Origin of the sequence: Polaribacter sp., from assembly GCF_051251875.1 — a bacterium.
Taxonomy (GTDB): Bacteria; Bacteroidota; Bacteroidia; order Flavobacteriales; family Flavobacteriaceae; genus Polaribacter.
This window is the reverse complement of the sequence record NZ_JBPOGL010000007.1, coordinates 11,634-29,165: the sequence shown is the minus strand read 5'-3', so window position 1 is coordinate 29,165 and position 17,532 is coordinate 11,634. Positions and strand designations below refer to the sequence as shown.

At 30.4% G+C, this 17,532-nt stretch carries 11 protein-coding genes and 1 pseudogene; 8 read left to right on the top strand and 4 right to left on the bottom strand.

The window, feature by feature from the left end; all coding sequences use genetic code 11:
- The first annotated feature begins 1 nt into the window (after position 1).
- From feoB to ACSHW5_RS05080, 5 genes and pseudogenes are all read left to right on the top strand, one after another.
- Positions 2–2,195: pseudogene (feoB, locus tag ACSHW5_RS05100) on the top strand (ferrous iron transport protein B).
- A 71-nt stretch (positions 2,196–2,266) separates the two neighbouring features.
- The gene (locus tag ACSHW5_RS05095; RefSeq protein ID WP_435675028.1) at positions 2,267–5,419 is read left to right on the top strand and encodes a UvrD-helicase domain-containing protein; all 3,153 of its coding nucleotides are present in this window, start codon (positions 2,267–2,269) and stop codon (positions 5,417–5,419) included.
- A 163-nt stretch (positions 5,420–5,582) separates the two neighbouring features.
- Positions 5,583–6,944 (top strand): OmpA family protein, encoded by a 1,362-nt coding sequence (locus tag ACSHW5_RS05090; RefSeq protein ID WP_435675027.1) that lies wholly within the window; start codon positions 5,583–5,585, stop codon positions 6,942–6,944.
- Between the two features lie 171 nt (positions 6,945–7,115).
- Complete coding sequence (atpD, locus tag ACSHW5_RS05085; protein WP_435675026.1) at positions 7,116–8,624, top strand: F0F1 ATP synthase subunit beta; 1,509 nt, start codon at positions 7,116–7,118, stop codon at positions 8,622–8,624.
- Between the two features lie 67 nt (positions 8,625–8,691).
- A complete protein-coding gene (locus tag ACSHW5_RS05080; protein ID WP_435675025.1) occupies positions 8,692–8,985 on the top strand; it encodes a FoF1 ATP synthase subunit delta/epsilon in 294 nt (97 codons plus the stop codon).
- 59 nt (positions 8,986–9,044) lie between these two features.
- Here the strand turns inward: ACSHW5_RS05080 and ACSHW5_RS05075 are convergent, their stop codons facing one another.
- Both ACSHW5_RS05075 and ACSHW5_RS05070 read right to left on the bottom strand, forming a co-directional pair.
- The gene (locus ACSHW5_RS05075) at positions 9,045–10,025 is read right to left on the bottom strand and encodes a glycosyltransferase family 4 protein (protein WP_435675024.1); all 981 of its coding nucleotides are present in this window, start codon (positions 10,023–10,025) and stop codon (positions 9,045–9,047) included.
- Between the two features lie 112 nt (positions 10,026–10,137).
- On the bottom strand, positions 10,138–10,878 hold the full coding sequence (locus ACSHW5_RS05070; RefSeq protein ID WP_435675023.1) for a hypothetical protein: 741 nt from the start codon (positions 10,876–10,878) through the stop codon (positions 10,138–10,140).
- Between the two features lie 101 nt (positions 10,879–10,979).
- Here ACSHW5_RS05070 and ACSHW5_RS05065 point away from each other — a divergent pair, with 101 nt between their 5' ends.
- From ACSHW5_RS05065 to mscL, 3 genes are read left to right on the top strand one after another with little or no spacing between them, the layout of a single operon-like run.
- Positions 10,980–11,645, top strand: coding sequence for a thymidine kinase (locus ACSHW5_RS05065; protein WP_435675022.1), 666 nt, complete (start codon positions 10,980–10,982; stop codon positions 11,643–11,645).
- A gap of 30 nt (positions 11,646–11,675) precedes the next feature.
- Entirely contained in the window at positions 11,676–12,776 is a 1,101-nt protein-coding gene (alr, locus tag ACSHW5_RS05060) for an alanine racemase (protein ID WP_435675021.1), read from the top strand.
- A gap of 45 nt (positions 12,777–12,821) precedes the next feature.
- Positions 12,822–13,235: a large conductance mechanosensitive channel protein MscL gene (gene mscL / locus ACSHW5_RS05055; protein WP_435675020.1), complete on the top strand. Its 414-nt coding sequence runs from the start codon at positions 12,822–12,824 to the stop codon at positions 13,233–13,235.
- Between the two features lie 418 nt (positions 13,236–13,653).
- On the opposite strand, the gene ACSHW5_RS05050 is transcribed toward mscL, so the two are convergent.
- Both ACSHW5_RS05050 and ACSHW5_RS05045 read right to left on the bottom strand, forming a co-directional pair.
- Entirely contained in the window at positions 13,654–15,906 is a 2,253-nt protein-coding gene (locus tag ACSHW5_RS05050) for an inorganic phosphate transporter (RefSeq protein WP_435675019.1), read from the bottom strand.
- An 80-nt stretch (positions 15,907–15,986) separates the two neighbouring features.
- A complete protein-coding gene (locus tag ACSHW5_RS05045) occupies positions 15,987–17,225 on the bottom strand; it encodes a porin (protein ID WP_435675018.1) in 1,239 nt (412 codons plus the stop codon).
- Between the last annotated feature and the right edge of the window lie 307 nt (positions 17,226–17,532).

Here is a 17,532-nt window from a genome sequence, read left to right as displayed (position 1 = left end):
AATGAAAACAGCAACAAAATCTGCTTGTGATACGTGTGCACATCATACTTTAGAAGGAGTTAAAAAATTAGGGGTAGATACTGAAAATGTAGACTTTGTAATTGCATTAGCCGGAAATCCAAATACTGGAAAAAGTACTGTTTTTAATGCGTTAACAGGTTTAAGACAACATACAGGTAATTGGCCGGGAAAAACGGTAACAAGAGCAGAAGGAGCATTTGAATATCAACAACAAAAATTTAAATTAATAGATTTACCAGGTACGTATTCTTTAATGTCTAGGTCTGAAGATGAGGAGGTTGCTAGAAATTTTATTCTTTTTGGGAAACCAACATTAACGGTAATAGTTGTTGATGCCAGTAGGTTAGAACGTAATTTAAATTTGGTATTGCAAATTTTAGAAATTTCTTCCAATGCCATTTTGTGTTTAAATTTAATGGATGAGGCAAAAAAAAATAATATAACCATAGATTATAGAAGTTTGTCTAGAGAATTGGGGATTCCTGTAGTGCCAACAAGTGCAAGGTCTAAAGAAGGAATTCCAGAATTAATAGCCACCATTAGTGATTTGGCAAACGGGAAAATTGTTTGCAAACCCTATAAAATAAAAAGCATTCCAAAACATGTAGAAGATGCAGTGCATAAATTAAGTATTGCTATAAGGGAAGAGTATCCGAATGTTTCCAATAGCAGGTGGTTGGCATTTAGAGTATTGGAAGGAGATGCGCATATTTTAGAAGCTTTAAAAACGGGTGATTTTATATAATTTTTAACAAATGAAAACAAAAAATATTGATAAAATTATAGAATTATCTAACGAATTACGTTGGCAAATTGGTGATGATTTTCATGATAATTTAACGGAAGCAATTTATGCTGATGCATCTAAAATTGTTGAAAAAACGGTTGTAAAAAACAATAAAAAAGGAGCTTTTTATTTAAATGCAAAAATAGATCAAGTAGTAACAAGTAAAATTTGGGGTTTTCCAATTATGCTTTTACTATTAGGTTTGGTGCTTTGGTTAACTATTATTGGAGCAAATTATCCGTCATCAATGTTGGCTAGTTTATTGTTAGATACTATTCACCCATTATTAAAAGAAGGAGCATCACTACTCAGTTTTCCGTGGTGGTTGGCTGGGTTTTTAATAGATGGTGTGTATTTGGCTGTTGCTTGGGTAATTGCGGTAATGTTGCCGCCAATGGCAATCTTTTTTCCGTTATTTACATTGTTAGAAGATTTTGGTTATTTACCTAGAGTGGCTTTTAATATGGATGCGCTTTTTAAAAAATCTGGCGCGCATGGTAAACAGGCTTTAACCATGACTATGGGTTTTGGTTGCAATGCCGCAGGTGTGGTGGCTACTAGAATAATAGACAGTCCAAGGGAACGTTTAATTGCAATTATTACTAATAATTTTTCGCTGTGTAATGGTCGTTGGCCAACACAAATTTTATTGGCAACAATTTTTATTGGAGCCGTGGTGCCTTCAACATACTCAAGTTTAATTTCATTGGTTGCCGTGGTAGGAATTGCAGTCTTAGGAATATTTTTTATGTTTTTCTTTTCTTGGGCATTGTCTAAAACGGTATTAAAAGGAGAAGTTTCTACTTTTAATTTAGAACTTCCTCCTTATAGAACACCCTTGTTTTGGAAAACTATTTATACATCTTTAATAGATAGAACCTTAATTGTTTTATGGAGAGCCATTGTTTTTGCTGCCCCAGCAGGAGCTGTAATATGGTTAATTTCTAATATTTTTATAGGAGATGAAAGCATTGCTGTGTTTTTAATTCATTCTTTAGATGGATTTGGATTCTTATTAGGTTTAAATGGCGTTATTTTGTTAGCGTATATTGTGGCAATTCCTGCAAATGAAATTGTAATTCCGTCTATATTGATGCTTACTGTAATGGTAACTGGTGCGGCTGGTGGTGCAGGAGCGGGAGTTATGTTTGAATTGGATTCCGTAACGGCAACCGGAGATATATTAAAAGGTGGTGGCTGGACGCTCTTAACGGCTGTTAATGTAATGTTGTTTAGTTTGTTACACAATCCTTGTAGCACAACAATCTATACAATTTATAAAGAAACAAAAAGCAGCAAATGGACGGTAATAGCAACTATGTTGCCTGTAATTGCTGGTTTTATAATTACGTTTTTAGTAGCGCAAATCTGGAGAATTTTAAGTTAATTGTTAAAAAATAAACTAAATTTTAAATCAAATTTAAATACTGAATTTTGTATTTTGCAGTAAAATAAATTGTGCAACAACCATCACTAGTACCTTTTCAGGTTTACAATGCTTCTGCCGGAAGCGGAAAAACGTTTACTCTTGTAAAAGAATACCTAAAAGTTTTATTACTTTCTGAAGATATTTTTACGTTTCAGAAAATATTGGCAATTACGTTTACCAACAAAGCCGCTGGTGAAATGAAAGAGCGTGTATTGTCTAATTTAGAAGATTTCTCTGAAGGAAAAGAAAATGATTTATTCAAAATAATTATCAATGAAATTAAAGTTGATAAAGCGGTAATTCAGGAGAGAAGTAAGAAAATTTTTGATGCTATTTTGCAAAACTATTCTGCTTTTTCAATTACTACTATAGATAGTTTTACTCATAAAATTATTAAAAGTTTTGCGTTCGATTTGGGCTTGTCTCTTAATTTTGAGGTAGAAATGGATGCTGTTTCCTTGTTGAATGAAGCTGTAGATGTATTAATTTCTAAAATAGGAACAGATAAAAAACTAACCAATCTTCTTATTGACTATTCCTTAGATAAAACTGATGATGATAAATCTTGGGATATTTCTAGAGATTTAAATGATTTTGCAAAAATTTTATTGAATGAAGATGATGTACAACATTTTAGAAGTCTAGCCGATAAAAAACTAGATGATTTTTTTGAGTTAAAAAACAAACTTCAAAAAATAAATATTCAAATAGAAAAAGATTACGAGGAATTTGGAACAGAAGTTTTAGACTTTATTGAAAACAATGGACTTTCTGTAACTGATTTTAGCTTTGGAGACTATCCGAAGCACTTTCAAAAACATAAGAATTTAAGACATTTAAAGAGTGATGATTTAAAATTTGAAGGACGATTAAATAACAATATCGAGGGCGGAAAAAACTTGTATTCTGCAAAAACTCCAGCTACATCCAAAGGAATAATAGACGGTTTGTCAGAAGAATTTCATGCCTTTTATTATCAATCTAAAGAATTGTACAATACGTCATATTCCTTGTATTTGTTAAATAAAATTGCCCTTAAAAGTATTATTCCATTAGCAGTTTTAAATAATATTAATTCTGAATTAGAATCTATAAAAGAAGAGAATAATATACGATTAAATGCAGAATTTAATCAACTTATTTCTGACAATATAAAAGACCAGCCGGCACCCTTTATTTATGAAAAAATAGGACAACGTTTTCAGCATTATTTTATAGATGAAATGCAGGATACTTCTGTGTTGCAGTGGCAAAATTTAATTCCGTTAATAGACAATGCATTAGCACAAGAAAACGGTAATTTGTTATTGGTTGGCGATGGAAAACAAGCTATTTATAGATGGAGAGGAGGAAAAGCAGAACAGTTTATAGATTTAGGTGCTGCTCAGAAAAATCCGTTTCATGTAAAAAAGGAAATTAAAGATTTAGACACTAATTACAGAAGTTATTCTGAGATTATAAATTTCAATAATTTATTTTTTCAACATGCATCAAATTTTCTTCAAAATGAAGCTTATAAAAAGTTATTTTTAGAGGGAAATAAACAATTAGAAAATTCAAAAAAAGGCGGTTTAGTTTCACTAAGTTTTCTTGATAAAAATGAAGATAAAGAACTTGAGAAAGTGAAATTTCCACAGAAAGTTTTGGAGAAAATTCTAGCATTAAATAATAGTTTTTCTTTAAGCGAAATTTGTGTGTTAACCAGAAAAAGAAAAGATGGAATTGCGCTTGCAAATTTTCTTTCAGAAAATGGAATAGCTATTATTTCATCTGAAACATTGCTGTTGCAAAATAGTGCAAAGGTTACCTTTATTGTTGATGTTTTAAGGGTTTTACAAAATCCAAGTGATGAGGAAACTAGATTTGAAATGTTGTATTTTTTACATCAACATTTACAAATAGAAGATGCAAAACATATTTTTTTACATCAGTTTGCAAAGGCAGACAATGCAAGTATTTTTGAGGCTTTAAAGGTGTATGGAGTTTTGTTTGAAACTTCCACATTTCATCAATTACCTTTTTATGAAAAAATAGAAGAAATTATAAGAGGATTTAGCTTGGTAAATTCTTCTGATGCGTATGTTCAGTTTTTCTTAGACGTTGTCTTAGAGCAGCAAAGAAAAGGGACAGATATTGGAGCGTTTTTAGAATTTTGGGAGCTTAAAAAAGATAAATTAAGTATTGTTGCTCCAGAAAGTGCAAATGCTGTTCAGATTATGACCATTCATAAATCAAAAGGATTGGAATTTCCGGTTGTTATTTTTCCGTATGATGTAGAAATTTATAGACAAATAAAACCAAAATCTTGGTTGAATGAATTACCAGTAGCTTACGAAGGTTTTAAAGAGTTGTTAGTAGATTATAGTAAAAGTTTAAGTCTTGTAAGTGATAAAGGATTAGAGATTTATAATCAACAAAGAGAAGAGTTGGAGTTGGATAATTTTAATTTATTATATGTTACTTTAACTAGAGCTGTTGAGCAATTGCATATTATTACAGAATATAAAATTTCCTCTAAAGGAGAAGAAAATACTAATTTTTACTCGGGTGTTTTTATCAATTTTTTAAAAGAACAAAATTTGTGGAATGACGAACAATTAGAATATGTTTTTGGTAATGAACAGAGAATAAGTACTAAAAAAGAAGAAGAGAATTTAGCTGAAATTCATGATAAATTTATTTCTACCTATTTACAAGAACACAATATCGTTTTTTTGGCAAGTGCATCAAAGCTTTGGAATACTTCACAAGGCGAGGCTATCGATTACGGGAATTTATTGCATGAAATTTTTGCAAAAATCATTACATCAAAAGACGTAAAAAATGTGGTTTCAGTTTATCATCAACAAGGAATTTTAGATGATATACAAGCTACTTTTTTAATGAAAAGTATCTTAGAGGTTGTAAATCACCCGAGATTAAAAAAATATTACACAGATAATGTTGTTGTTTTTAATGAAAGGGAAATTATTTCGGTTGATAATCAAATTATAATACCAGATAGGCTTGTATTTCATAATAAAAATGAAGTTGTAATTATCGATTATAAGACAGGAAACCCTTCTAAAAGTCATAAAAAACAGCTTTTAAAATATGAACAAGTATTAAATACAATGAATTTAAAAGCAAATAAAAAAATATTGATATATATTAATGACTCAATTTTAGTTGAAGAATTTTAAACAAATAAGCTTACAAAAGGAGTTATAATAATTGTATTTATTATTTAGATTTAAAAAAAACTTGTAATTATTGTAAGATTTTGTAGATTTGTCTTTGTAAATAAGTTTTAACAACTTACTTTTGCCTTTAATAATAACGAACTTTTAATTTAAAAATTTGATAATGAAACGATTAAAATTAGCTGTGATAGCTTTGTTTACGTTGGTAACAGTTAGTAACGTAAGCGCACAAGATGAAAATAACCCTTGGGTAGTAGGTTTTGGTGTTAACGTTGTTGACGTAAGAACTCCTTTAGGCTTTGGGGATATTCTTAAGGATTATAGTAATGGAAGTAATTGGGAAGACTTAAACTTTATTCCTTCTATTTCTCGAATATCCGTAGATAAATATTTGAACAAAGGTTTTTCTTTACAGTTGGCTGGGTCTTTAAATAAAATAGAAAGAGGTTTTAATTATCAAAATGGAGATCCTAAAACAGATTTCTTATATTGGGCAGCGGATGCTTCTGTAAAATATGATTTAAATCATTTGTTTGGAGAAACAGGATGGTTTGATCCTTATGTTTTATTAGGTGGAGCTTTGCAGTCAATTGATGAGACTATGGATGGTGTTATCGTAGGAGGTTACGGATTTAATACTTGGTTCAATGACAACTTAGGTTTAAATTTCCAATCTACTTATAAATACGGTATTGATCATACTGCTAGAGATGTATTTCAACATTCTCTTGGTTTAGTAGTTAAATTTGGTGGAACTGATTCAGACGGAGATGGTATTTTTGATAAAGAAGATAAATGTCCTCAAGTACCAGGTGTAAAAGAATTTGACGGATGTCCAGATTCTGATGGTGATGGAATTAAAGATTCTGACGATGCTTGTCCTAATGTTGCTGGTTTAGCTGCTTTAAACGGTTGTCCTGATGCAGACGCAGACGGTGTTGCTGATAAAGATGATATGTGTCCTAATATTAAAGGAACAAAAGCAAATAAAGGTTGTCCTGATACTGATGGAGACGGTGTAGTTGATAAAGATGATAATTGTCCTGAAGTTGCAGGAGCAGTTGGAAATAAAGGTTGTCCTTGGCCAGATATAGACGGAGACGGTGTATTAGACAAAGATGATAATTGTAAAACAGAAGCAGGTCCAGCATCAAATAATGGTTGTCCTGATAATGCTCAAGATACTTTAGATATTTTTGCAGAAGCAATTTACTTTAATACTAACAAAAGTTCATTTAAACCAGGAGTTACAAAAATCTTAAACTATATGGTTCAATTAATGAATAAACATTCAGCTACTGATTTCGTAATTAATGGTCATACTGATAGTGATGGAACCAATGCTTATAACTTAGGTTTATCTAACAGAAGAGCTGCAGCAGTTATGAAATATTTTGTTTCTAACGGAATAGATGCTTCAAGATTGTCTACTAAAGGTTTCGGAGAAGATTCTCCTGCTGATACTAACGCAACTAGAGCGGGTAAAGCGAACAATAGAAGAGTAGAAGTAAAGAATGTTAAATAATAATTTTCTTTAACTATAAATATAAGCCTCATCATTTATTTGATGAGGCTTTTTTTATTTCTTGTATTTTAAAGGAAAAAAGTTTTTATTTAAATACAAAAGAATTACATTTGCAATCTGAAAAATGGAGTTAAGCTCTTAAATACATAAATCACTTTAATTAGATACAACATGTCTACAACAAAAGGTAAAGTTTCTCAAATCATTGGTCCAGTAATTGATGTGGAATTCAATACTGAAAATGAACTTCCTAAAATTTACGATTCTTTAGAAATTAAGAAAGCGGATGGTTCAATTTTAGTATTAGAAGTACAACAACATATTGGTGAAGATACTGTAAGAACCATTTCAATGGATGCTACAGATGGATTAAGTAGAGGTACAGAAGTTATTGCTACAGGAAATCCAATTCAAATGCCAATAGGTAATGACATTTACGGACGTTTATTTAACGTAACAGGAGATGCCATTGATGGTTTAGGGAATTTGAAAAAAGAAGGAAAAGATGGTTTACCTATTCACCGTTCTGCTCCTAAATTTGAGGATTTATCTGTTTCAACAGAAGTGTTATTCACAGGTATTAAAGTAATTGATTTAATTGAACCTTATGCAAAAGGTGGTAAAATTGGATTATTTGGTGGTGCAGGAGTTGGTAAAACAGTATTAATTCAAGAATTAATTAACAATATTGCTAAAGGACACGGAGGTTTATCTGTTTTTGCAGGAGTTGGAGAAAGAACTCGTGAAGGAAATGATTTATTGCGTGAAATGTTAGAATCTGGTATTATTAAATACGGTGATGATTTTATGCATTCTATGGAAGCAGGAGGATGGGATTTATCGAAAGTAGATAAACCTGGAATGAAAGATTCAAAAGCAACTTTTGTATTTGGTCAAATGAATGAGCCACCTGGAGCACGTGCACGTGTTGCATTATCTGGTTTAACTATTGCAGAATACTTTAGAGATGGAGCAGGAGAAGCACAAGGTAAAGATGTACTTTTCTTTGTAGATAATATTTTCCGTTTTACACAAGCAGGTTCTGAAGTGTCAGCACTTTTAGGACGTATGCCATCAGCGGTAGGTTATCAACCAACTTTGGCTACTGAAATGGGAGCAATGCAAGAACGTATTACTTCAACTAAAAAAGGTTCTATTACATCTGTACAAGCGGTTTATGTACCTGCGGATGATTTAACGGATCCAGCGCCAGCAACAACGTTTGCGCATTTAGATGCAACAACAGTATTGTCTCGTAAAATTGCAGAATTAGGTATTTACCCTGCGGTAGATCCTTTAGATTCTACTTCAAGAATTTTATCTGCAGAAGTTTTAGGAGAAGAGCATTATAATACAGCTACAGCGGTAAAAGAAATTTTACAACGTTATAAGGAATTACAAGATATCATCGCCATTTTAGGAATGGAAGAACTTTCAGAAGAAGATAAATTAGTAGTTCATAGAGCTAGACGTGTACAACGTTTCTTATCACAACCTTTCCATGTTGCTGAACAATTTACAGGTATACCTGGAGTTTTAGTAGATATTAAAGACACTATTAAAGGATTTAATATGATTATGGATGGTGAATTAGATAAATATCCAGAAGCTGCTTTTAACTTAAGAGGATCTATACAAGATGCTATTGATGCAGGTGAAAAAATGTTAGTAGAAGCTTAAACAGTTGCTAGCTATAAGTTGTAAGTGTTTACGATCAACTTTAACTAACAACTAAAAACTAAAATATATGTTTTTAGAAATTGTAACACCAGAAGCTATATTATTTTCATCGGAAGTAGATGCTATAACTGTACCTGGTATTAATGGGGATTTTCAAATGTTGAATAATCACGCACCCATTGTTTCTGTTTTAAGAGAGGGAACAATTAAAATTCATGTGCACAGTCAAGAGCATTTAAAGTTTAATGATTTACATGGTAAATTAGTAAAAGCAATAGATGATGATAAAATATTAACTTTAGCAATTAATTCAGGTACACTTGAATTAAATGATAATAAAGTTATTGTATTAGCTGATTAAGTACAAGATAAATTTATAAAAAAAAACCTCAAAATGAATCATTTTGAGGTTTTTTTATTTTATGATTGATACACTTTTATCAAGTTGTTAGCTTCTTTTTCTGCACTCCAATTTTTAAGTATTTCTTTTCTTCCCATAATGCCTAAGTTTTTAATTTCATTATTCAGAGATTTAGAGATAAGGGTTTCTAGTTCTTTTATATTACCAGGTTCAAAAAGATAACCATTTTTATTATCATCAATTAAAGAAGAATGCACACCTACATTTTTTGTAGCAATTACAGAACAACCGCAAGACATGGCTTCTGCAGTAACTAGAGAAAAACCTTCTGAGAAACTAGGTACAATAGCAATTTTTGAAGCTTGATAATAAGATATTATATCTAAGGTTTCATCTACAAAATACACTTGTTTTTCTATTTGATGCTTTTTGGCAATTGCTTTTAACTCATCTAAAAATGCAGGCTTATCAACTTTACCAACAATTACTATTGCCCAGTTTTTATGTTTTTTTAGGGTTTTGGCCGCTTCTAATAATACAATCTGACCTTTGGCTTTTCTTACTCTACCAGCACAAAGAATAATGTTTTCTTGTAGTACGTTAGAGAGTTTTTTATTTTCATTTGGTTTAAATAATTGTACATCAACTCCATGACCAACAATTGTATTTTTAATTCCTAAATTGCTACTCATACTTTTAATAAGTGTAACTACTTTATCTGCCTTTTTAAGCAAATACAAGGTTAATTTAGAAGGTACTGTTTCTGCATGACGTGTTGCAATCAATGTAAATTTTGCGCCTAATAGACGGTAGAAGAGCATCTTTAAAAGTTCATTATTTCTATGGCAATGTACCACCACTTTCTTATCAGAAAAAATATAAGATTTTAATTTAGAAGTAGAAATTAAATTACCCTGAATTCCATATCCGTAAATATAAGTTTCATAAGTATCAGAAAAAAAGGGCAAAACATTTTCTATACTTCTGGTTACACCAGTTCTGCGTTTATGAAAATGAGTATGAATTAAAATAGGTTTCAATAGTAGTTGGTTGTTATAGGTTGATTTGTTTAATTGTGCACCTATTTTAATGAATGTGATTGATTACATGGTGTGTAAATACACAATTCTATGTATAAATAATGAGATGTTTTTAAGAAAATCTACGTTCTATTATTTCTATAAAACGATTTTCTAATTCTTCATAGGCAGACCAATTATAATCTGGCTTTACCATTTTATTGATAAAATATTTAGCTTCTTGTTCATTTTTGAAGGTATTTAATTGAGAAACCACTCTGTTATAATCTTCTTGGCTTCCATTAAATAAGTTTTTTACAAATACTATTCTATCATTTAAACCTATTTGAATGTTTGTAAGCAGTTGATCATTCAAAGATTTTGGTTTGGCATTTTCAAATAAATTAGCAATAACATCTACAGATACCGTATCTTTTAGTTCATCTTCTAGCGTTGCAACTTTTTCTTTTTCCACCACTTTTACTTCAGTATTCACAAGTGGTTCTTCTACTTTTTGGGCTACAAAAACTTCTTGCAAATCATTAATTTGTGGTTCTGGTACCTCTTTTTTATCAACTTGAACAATTTCTTCTGTTATTTGAGGAAGTATCGTCGTTATTTTATTCGTTTCTAATACTTTTTCTAGTTCCTCTTCCTTCAATTCAAAAGCATTTTCAACCTTATTTACCAATTCTTCTTTTGTTTCTACTGTAGTTGGTGTTGTACGAATATATTCGTCAACAAATGCTAAAACTGCTAGTTTTTCGTGTATTTCTTTTGATTTTTCTAATAAAGCCAACACATCTTCTTTATTTTTCATCTGTAAAATACTATGTGCCAAGCTCATTAAATCGGATGCTAATTTTTTGTGCATAAGTTGTTAATTGAAGTTATTTTTAAATGGTAAATATTCCTAAATTTGTTACAATTCTGAGTAGCGCAAATTAAAATACATTTAACGCCTAAAATTACAAAATGTTTCTTGAAAATACGGTAAATCATACAGAACAATTTGGCTGGATAGAAGTTATTTGTGGATCTATGTTTTCTGGTAAAACAGAAGAGTTAATTAGAAGATTAAAACGTGCTCAGTTTGCCAAACAACGTGTAGAAATTTTTAAACCTGCGGTTGATACGCGCTACGCGGAAGAAGAAGTAGTTTCTCATAATGATAGTAGAATTCGTTCTACACCAGTGCCTGTTGCTTCAAATATTCGTTTAATGGTGAATGATGTGGATGTAGTAGGTATTGATGAAGCACAGTTTTTTGACGATGAAATTGTAGCGGTTTGTAACGATTTGGCTAACCAAGGCATACGTGTTATTGTTGCAGGTTTAGATATGGACTTTAAAGGAAATCCTTTTGGACCAATGCCTGCGCTTATGGCAACGGCAGAATATGTAACAAAAGTACACGCAGTCTGCACACATACAGGAAATTTAGCTCATTTTAGCTTTCGTAAAAAAGGAAATGAAAAATTAGTGATGTTAGGTGAGACTCAAGAATATGAACCGCTTAGTAGAGCCGCTTATTATAGGGCTGTTAAAAAACAGAAAGAAGAAATTTTAGCCTCTAAAAATTCTGAAGCTAATTCTGTAAACACCCAAGCTACCAAAAAGGATTCTGAATCTAAATTATGAGGTTTTTAAACAAGTTCAGCATAAAAAATTATGAACAATCACGTTACAGTTTTAGAAATTGATGGAAATGCTTTATTGCATAACCTTCATCATTTTAAACAAAAATTACAACCAGAGACTAAAATTTTAGCCGTTGTAAAAGCGTTTGGATATGGAAGTGATGGTGTTCAAGTGGCTAAGTTTTTAGAAGACAAAGTGGCTTATTTTGCTGTAGCATTTGCGCATGAAGGCATTGCGTTAAGAGAAGCAAATATAAAAACTCCTATTTTAGTTTTGCACCCTCAAGTTTCTGGTTTACAGTCTCTTGTTGATTATAGTTTAGAGCCAAATTTGTATAATTTTACTGTTTTTAATGCGTTTTTAGAATTGGCAGATCAAATTCCGTTAATGAATTATCCAATTCATATAAAATTTAATACAGGCCTTAATAGGTTAGGTTTTTGGCATACTGATATTCCTTTATTAATAAGTAGATTAAAGGAAGAAAATCATGTTAAAGTGAAATCTATTTTTTCACATTTGGCAGCAAGTGAAGATTTAGAGGAACAAGATTTTAGTGTAAATCAAATAAATAATTTTGCTTATATAGCCCAAGAATTCTATAAATATTTAGGATATGAACCTTGGCTACATATATTAAATACATCTGGAGTTATAAATTATCCAAAGGCACAATTTAATATGGTGAGAATAGGTATTGGTTTATACGGATTTGGAAATGTTGATAAAGAAACTGCACAATTAAAAAACACACACAATTTAAAATCTATAATTTCTCAAATTCATTTAATAAAATTAGGAGAATCTGTGGGATACAATAGGGCTTTTGTGGCAAAAAGACCTACTAAGACGGCTACCATTCCTATTGGTCATGCAGATGGTTTATCTAGAAGATTGGGAAATAATAAAGGTTTTGTTCTTATTAATAATCAAAAAGCACCCATAATTGGCAATGTTTGTATGGATATGATTATGGTAAATGTTACAAAAATTGATTGTAAAGAAGGTGATGAAGTTATTATTTTTAATAGTCAAGAAATGATACAACATATTGCGAATATCTCAGAAACTATTGTTTATGAAACTTTAACAGCAATATCTCAACGCGTTAAAAAAGTGTTAAAAGAATAATTTTACGTATTTTTGTATTCTAATAATCAATTAAAATCATATAAAATGTTAAAAGAATTTAAAGAATTTATTACCGGTGGTAATGTAATTGAGTTTGCTGTAGCCGTAATTATGGCAGGTGCCATTGGCGCAGTTGTAAAGGGTTTTGTAAGTAATATTATAATGCCAATTGTTGGTGTTTTTACTGGAGGAGCAAGTTTGGCTGATAAAAAGTATGTATTATCAGAAGCGGTAAGTGATGCGGCTGGTAAAGTTACAACTCCAGAAAATGCCATCTTGTACGGTGCTTGGATTGATACAATTATCAATTTAATTATTGTTGGTTTGGTTATGTTTTTGATGATTAAGGCATACAACAACATGAAAAAGAAAGAGGCGGAAGCTGCTCCAGCACCTCCTGCAGGTCCAAGTCAAGAAGATTTATTAGCTGAAATTAGAGATTTATTAGCTAAAAAATAGATCAATAATTTTATTTTTCTAATTCGAAGTTTTAGATACTTTTTAATTTAAGAATAAATTTATTTTTTAAAGCTGAACAATGTTTACATTGTTCAGCTTTTTTTTTGTAATACAGGTAATTTTACTTACACAACTTCTTCTGTTTTTTGTTTTGTAATTCTGTTAAAACATTGTAAACTAAATAAACCTTAAAAGGTATAATGGAATTTCTGTAAGTTTATTTTTAGTAGTAGGTGGTTTCGGAATTTAAGAGAAGAGATATGCTTCGTTTTTACTTGTTATATGTACTGTTATTTAGTAGTTTTAGTTTACTAAATTTTGAGTGTACTTTTAATGCATAAGGAGAGCTCTTATAAACCAAAAAAGCTGTTTGAGAAATTACTTCTCAAACAGCTTTTTTAAAGTTTAAATATACTATTTAATCTACTTGTTTTGTACTTAAATAAAACTCTTCATAGGTTTGTAATAAGTTCATTAAGGCGGTAATTAAATCTTTAGTTTCTAACAACACACTAAAATACAATGTTGTGTTTTTAGGACTGGTTTCGTCAGTTCTAATTCTTGCAACTTGTTTTTCAATAGAGATAGAAACATTGTTAAGTAATTCTCTTTTTTCTGTTAAAATAGTATCTAAATCATCTAAATTTCGTTTATCAAAGATGATTGCTTCTTTAGTAAGTAATTCAGATAATTGAATATCAATTTCTTTTAAATCTTTTATTTGACCCTTTTTTAAATTTTTATGGTTGTTGTTTACGTGCTTAAAACTTGCTCTAGAGATATAACTAATTGATTGTGCTACATCTTGTAAATAACCTAAAACCAATATATAAAACCTACTTGCTTGTACAGAGGTTTCGTCTAAAGATTTAATAAAATAGAAAACACCATCTTTTAAATCATCAATTTCATCATTTAATTTATTTACGTGTTTATCAGTTTTACGTAATTTATTTAAATCATGATTGGCTAAATCGTTTACAACATTGGTGTATAATTTGCTTACACGATTTATTACTTCAGAAATATTATCTGCACTTTCTTCAATTACACCATTAATTGTAATTAATTCAGACCTTTCTATATAGACTTGTTTTTTAACTTCTTTAGATTTTTTTCTGTGAATTAATGTATTTCTTCCAATCAATAATGCAACAACTGCTAATAAAACAGGAACCATAACCATATCCCAACTAATTAAGTAAGCAACTAAAGCTGCAGCTAAAAATGCAGTAATAGCCGTTAAAAACCAACCACCTATAACGTTTAGTACACCGGCAACTCTATAGACAGCACTTTCTCTTCCCCAGGCTCTATCTGCTAAAGACGTACCCATTGCCACCATAAAGGTTACGTAGGTAGTAGATAAAGGTAATTTCATTGATGTTGCTATTGAAATTAAAATACCCGCAACAATTAGGTTTACGGAAGCTCTTACTAAATCAAAAGCAGGTAACTCATAGGTTTTGTCTTTTGGTAACTCTATAACTGGTTTCTGAAATTTAGAATCTATAAAATCTAATGTTGGTTTTGGCACTATATAACTAATTCCTTTATTTAAGCCCATTGCAATTCTTACCACAATTCTTGATAATGGATTAGGTTGAAATTTCTCATGTCCATCTCCTTGACGAGATAAATCAATACCAGTTTTTATAACATTTTGTGCTTTGCTAGAAGTCCATAAAGTAATAACCATAACTGCACCAGCTATTAGCAATAACCAAATGTTAGAAGGTACTTTTTTTGCTAATACTCCCATAGAAAAAGCATCTGCTGCAACACCGGATATTTCCCAAGCTTGGTAAGAATTCCAAGCTGCAATTGGTACACCAACAAAGTTTACCAAGTCGTTACCAGAGAAAGCCATTGCTAAAGAAAAAGTACCTACTCCAATAATTAATTTTAAAATATTAATTTTAAAAGTTTTTATCAAAATTTGAGAAATAATAGACCAAACAACAAAACTACCTGCTATAATCATTAAGGTATTTCCTTCAATTAAATGCTTAATATCATTATAAAAAGGAGTTCCTTTCATTCCTTTTATAATAATAAAGTAGGTAATTGCTGTAATTGCAAATCCGCCAAATAAGGCACTAATATAAGTAGCCCTTTTATCAAAATTAAAAGAATAGATTAATCTGGAAGCAAATTGTACAACGGCACCAACTGAGAAAGCCACAACAACGGAAAGTAGAATTCCGAAAATAATTTTAGTAGCAGTTTCATGATTGATATAACTCCAAAGATCTGATAAGGACTGATCATCATTTGCCCCTATTTTAATTAAAGAAATACAAACGGCAGCTCCTAACAATTCAAATACAATAGAAACTGTAGTAGATGTTGGCATTCCTAAGGAATTAAAGATATCTAACAACAGAATATCTGTAATCATTACGGCCATAAAAATGAACATAATATCCTGAAACATAAACATGCTTGGATTAAAAATACCTTTACGTGCAACTTCCATCATTCCACTAGAGGTAACGGCTCCGAAGAACACACCTAGGCTAGCTATAATCATGATGTTTTTTACTGATATTGCTTTTGAGCCAATTGCTGAGTTTAAAAAATTTACAGCATCATTACTAACTCCAACAACTAAATCTACAATAGCTAAAACAGCTAAGGCTACTAACATTAAAATATATGGATCTCCCATTTTGTTTGATTAAATTAAGTTTGGCAAATTTACAAACACAAAAAGTTATGAATGTTATGTTTATGTTATTTTAATATATATTAAAAGTGAATATCTACTTGTAATCTATATAATAGTTGATTTGTATTAAAACCAATGTCAGTATAGCTTACATCTGTTTGAACTTTTAAACTATGACCAGCAATATATTTAGATAAACCTAAGGTATATTGGTTTTCAGCTCCTTTACCAGTGATATTTTTATCATAAGATATATTTGTATAACGCCCAGAAAGTTCAACAGTTTTAGAAAGTAAATAACCAGTTTGTAAGTTTAAACCATTACCAACTTGTACTTCGTCTCCTGTTAAACTTCCATCAGAGTTTTTAGCAAAAGGATGCTTAGCATCTCTATTTGCATATTCTGCCATAAAAGAAAAACCTTTGTGTTTATACATAGCATCTATAAAAACAGTAGAAATGTTTGTTTGGTAAAATTCTGCACTTGAACCTTCTGAAGTACCATTAATATACATATAAGATCCTTGGTTACTTCTATTTTTTACAGCATCATTATTAAAGTCATAGGCAAAACCTAAAGATAACTTTGGTTTTTGTTCAAACTTTAAATCACTTCCTTTATAATCTCCTTTACTTGTAAATTCTCCAAAAGGAAACAGTTCAACTCTTGTTGTGTATTGATGACCACCAACATTTCCTCTAGTAACATTTCTTCCTTCACCTTGGGCAATTGAAAAAATTTCTTTAACAACAAAGTTTTCAGAAAGATTAAATTTATGTCTTAATTGAATTCCCATATCTCTATCAATAGTAAATCTACTATTTAATAAAGAACGATTTACTTGTTGTAAGTTGGCAGAAGAAATTACACGTTCTCTATTTCCTGGTAATTTGGTTTGTCCGAACCATAAAACAAAATTTCCAGAGAAGTTCCATTTTAATACGGCATCTAAAATATATCTAGGAGAATCATGTGTATAATAGGATCCTCCAGATTGATCTCTGTTAGATAAACCTAATTCTACTTTATATTTTAATTTTGGTGAAAAAGCAAAACCATCAAATTTTAATCGAGACCTTCTTATTAACATAGAAGTAGATTGGTTAGATAAACCATTATCTGCATCCCATTGAGAGGTAGCTAAAGTTTGAAACCTTAAACCTACTTTCATAGTAAAAGTACTGTCTTTACCTACTAAGTTAAAAAGACCTTTTCCGAATTTTGGAGCATTGGTTTCTTGTGCATTTAAGTTTAAAAAGCTTAAATAAATGCACAAACATGCGCATAGTACTACTTTAGGTAGTATTGGGGATTTCATAATTATTAGTTTTTGTCGTTGCAAATAACCAATAGTTATGTTAAATTAATGTTAAGGAAGTATTATTAAAATAATACTGCCTTGGCCAAAGGCAGTATGTCATAAATAAAAGTCGACAAAAACTAATATAATTTATGATTTTTTTAATCTCTTAAGATTACTTCAAATATCTCATGATTGTTTTAATTTAATGTATGTTCTAAATTAACAAACTGTTAATTATTTTTTCAATTTAACCTTTAGTTAATGTTTCTGTAATACAAGCATAATTTAGAACTAACATAGATTTTACAAAACAAGTAGAATT

Coding starts and splice junctions, on each gene's coding strand:
- ACSHW5_RS05090 (WP_435675027.1), top strand. CDS start 5,583: ATGAAACGATTAAAATTAGCTGTGATAGCTTTGTTTACGTTGGTAACA.
- atpD (WP_435675026.1), top strand. CDS start 7,116: ATGTCTACAACAAAAGGTAAAGTTTCTCAAATCATTGGTCCAGTAATT.
- ACSHW5_RS05080 (WP_435675025.1), top strand. CDS start 8,692: ATGTTTTTAGAAATTGTAACACCAGAAGCTATATTATTTTCATCGGAA.
- ACSHW5_RS05070 (WP_435675023.1), bottom strand. CDS start 10,878: ATGCACAAAAAATTAGCATCCGATTTAATGAGCTTGGCACATAGTATT.
- ACSHW5_RS05065 (WP_435675022.1), top strand. CDS start 10,980: ATGTTTCTTGAAAATACGGTAAATCATACAGAACAATTTGGCTGGATA.
- alr (WP_435675021.1), top strand. CDS start 11,676: ATGAACAATCACGTTACAGTTTTAGAAATTGATGGAAATGCTTTATTG.
- mscL (WP_435675020.1), top strand. CDS start 12,822: ATGTTAAAAGAATTTAAAGAATTTATTACCGGTGGTAATGTAATTGAG.
- ACSHW5_RS05050 (WP_435675019.1), bottom strand. CDS start 15,906: ATGGGAGATCCATATATTTTAATGTTAGTAGCCTTAGCTGTTTTAGCT.
- ACSHW5_RS05045 (WP_435675018.1), bottom strand. CDS start 17,225: ATGAAATCCCCAATACTACCTAAAGTAGTACTATGCGCATGTTTGTGC.